This window comes from Streptomyces sp. NRRL S-495, assembly GCF_000966955.1.
GTDB classification, from domain to species: Bacteria; Actinomycetota; Actinomycetes; order Streptomycetales; family Streptomycetaceae; genus Kitasatospora; species Kitasatospora purpeofusca.
In genome coordinates this window covers 1-2,772 of record NZ_JZWY01000529.1, presented here as the reverse complement: position 1 = coordinate 2,772, position 2,772 = coordinate 1, and the positions used below count along the sequence as shown (strand labels likewise).

1 protein-coding gene is annotated in these 2,772 nt (G+C 76.6%); it reads left to right on the top strand.

What is annotated here, in order from left to right:
* Nucleotides 1-98: 98 nt before the first annotated feature.
* The coding region (locus tag VR45_RS26020) for a condensation domain-containing protein (RefSeq protein WP_045942274.1) at nt 99-2,772 on the top strand (2,674 nt) is incomplete at its 3' end.

Sequence of the window (2,772 nt, the reverse complement as noted above, 5' to 3'; positions counted from 1 at the left end):
CCTGCCCCGCGCCCCCTCCCCCGCGGCGGCCCGCCCCGTGGCGATTCCGCCCGACGGCACCGCAGCCGCCGCCCGACGAGCGCCGAATGGAACAACCCATGACCGACCTCCAGGACCCCGCGGCCGGGCTGTCCGCGACCAAACGCGCCCTGCTCGCCCAGCGCCTGCGCGCGGCCGCCGGCACCACCGCGGCCGCGGACGCCACCGCACCGGCACCCGGCGGCGGCACCCCCGTCGGCGCGGCCCCCGCGGCCACCGTCCCCGTCCGGCCCCCGGGCAGCGCGGTCCCGCTCTCCAGCGGGCAGGAACGCCTCTGGTTCATGGACCAGTTCGCACCCGGCTCCACCGCCTGGGCGCTGGCCCCGGCCCGCCGGCTGCGCGGCCCGCTGGACCGCACCGCGCTCGACGCCGCACTCACCGAGCTGCTCGCCCGGCACGAGGCGCTGCGGATGAGCTTCCCCGCCACCCCCGAGGGCACCGCCGAGGTCCGGATCGCCGAACCCGGGCCCGCCGAGTTCGTGGACGCTAGCGGCGATCGGGACCCGGCCGGACGGGCCGCTCGCGAGGTCGGCGAGCGGGTGGCGCGACCGTTCGACCTGGCCGAGGGCCCGCTGCTGCGCGCCCTGCTGGTGCGCACCGCGCCGGACGAGCACGTGCTCGCCCTGGTCATGCACCACATCGTCAGTGACGGCTGGTCGCTCGACATCCTGCACCGCGAACTCGACGCGCTGTACGCCCGGCACGCGCACGGCACCCCGGACCGGCTGCCCGAACTGCCGGTGCAGTTCGGCGACTACGCGGGCTGGCAGCGGGAGCGGCTGGCCGGCGAGGCGCTGGCGGGCTCCCGGGCGTACTGGCGCGAGGAGCTGCGCGGCGTCCCGGCCCTGGAACTGCCGACCGACCAGCCCCGGCCGCCGGTGCTGACCTTCGAGGGGGCCGCCACCGAGTTCCACTGGAGCAGTGAACTCGGGCGGGGCGTCGCCGAGTTGGCCCGGTCCTCGGGCGCGTCGGGGTACATGGTGCTGATGGCGGCGCTGCAGACCCTGCTCGGCCGGCACGCCGGGCGGCGGGACTTCGCGATAGGTTCGGCGGTGGCCGGCCGCCTGCACCGCGAACTCGAAGGCGTGGTCGGCCTGTTCGTCAATATGCTGCCGATCCGGGCCCGACTGGAGGGCGATCCGAGCTTCGCCGAGCTGCTCGGCCGGGTCCGCGGCACCACCCTCGACGCGTACACCCACCAGGAGGTGCCGTTCGAGCAGATGGTGGCCGATCTGGACATCGAGCGCGATGTCAGCCGCTCCGCCGTGTTCCAGGTCAGCTTCGCCTACCAGAACTACGGCGAGCGCGGTGCCGCGTCCGCCCCCGAGCCCGCGGACTCCCCCGACTCCCCGGCCTCCCCCGGCGCGCCGACCGCCGAGAGCTTCGGGCACGAGGCCGCCACCACCCGCACCGACCTCGCGTTCTACCTGCGGGAGAAGTCCGACGGCGGCCTCTACGGGCTGCTCACCTACCGCACCGACCTGTTCGACGCCGCGACCGTGCGCCGACTGGTCGAGCGCTTCGAGCTCCTCCTCGCGGCGGCGGTCGCCGACCCGGACCGGCCGATCTCCCGGCTGCCCCTGGCCACCCCCGCCGAGCGGCGGGACGTCCTGGAGCGCTGGGCCGCCGGGCCCGCACTGCCCGACCCGGACGGCGCCCCGGCCACGCTGACCGCCCTGCTCGCCGCCACCGCCCGCGCCCACCCCGACCGGCCGGCCCTGGAGGCCGAGGGCCGCACCGTCAGCTACCGCGAGCTCGACGAGCGCGCCACCGGGCTCGCCCGCAGGCTGCGCGCGCTCGGCGTCGGCCCGGACGACCGGGTCGCGGTCTGCCTGGAGCAGTCGCCCGAGCTGGCGGTGGCCCTGCTCGGGGTGCTGAAGGCCGGCGGCGCCTATCTGCCGCTGGACCCGGAGCAGCCGCCCGCCCGGCTCGCCCACCTGGTCGCCGACGCCGAGGTCCGGGTCCTGCTCACCGACTCGGCGCTGCGCGACCGCTTCCCCGGCCACGACGTCGCCGTGCTGCTGCTGGACACCGCGCCGCCGCCGCGGGACACCGAGCCGCTGCCGGAGCTCTCGGGACCGGACCACCTGGCCTACGTCATCTACACCTCCGGCTCCACCGGCACCCCCAAGGGTGTCGCCGTCCAGCACCGCCAGATCCTCAACTACCTGGCCGGGGTGCGGGAACGGCTGCGGATCGAGCCGGGTGCCGGCTACGGGCTACTGCAGTCGCTGGCCTTCGACTTCAGCATGACGATGCTCTACCTCGCGCTGAGCACCGGCGGCCGGGTCCACCTGCTGCCGCGCCGGATCGCCGGGGCCGAACTCGCCGAGCGGATCGAGGCGTTGGACCTCGACCACCTCAAGATGACCCCCTCGCACCTGGCCGCGCTGAGCGCCGACGCCCCGATGGAGCGGCTGCTGCCGCGCCGGTCGCTGGTGCTCGGCGGCGAGGCCTCGGCCTGGCCGTGGGCCGCCGGCCTGGCCGCCCTCGGCCGGTGCGCGGTGTTCAACCACTACGGCCCGACCGAGGCCACCGTCGGCGTCACCGTGCACGAGGTCACCGCCGACGCCGCCGGACCGGGCAGCACCCCGATCGGCACCCCGCTCGCCCGCTGCCACGTCCTCGACGAAGCCGGGCAGCCGGTGCCGCCGGGTGTCACCGGCGAGCTGTACCTCGGCGGCGACCGGCTGGCCCGCGGCTACCTGGGCCGGCCTGAGCTGACCGCCGAGC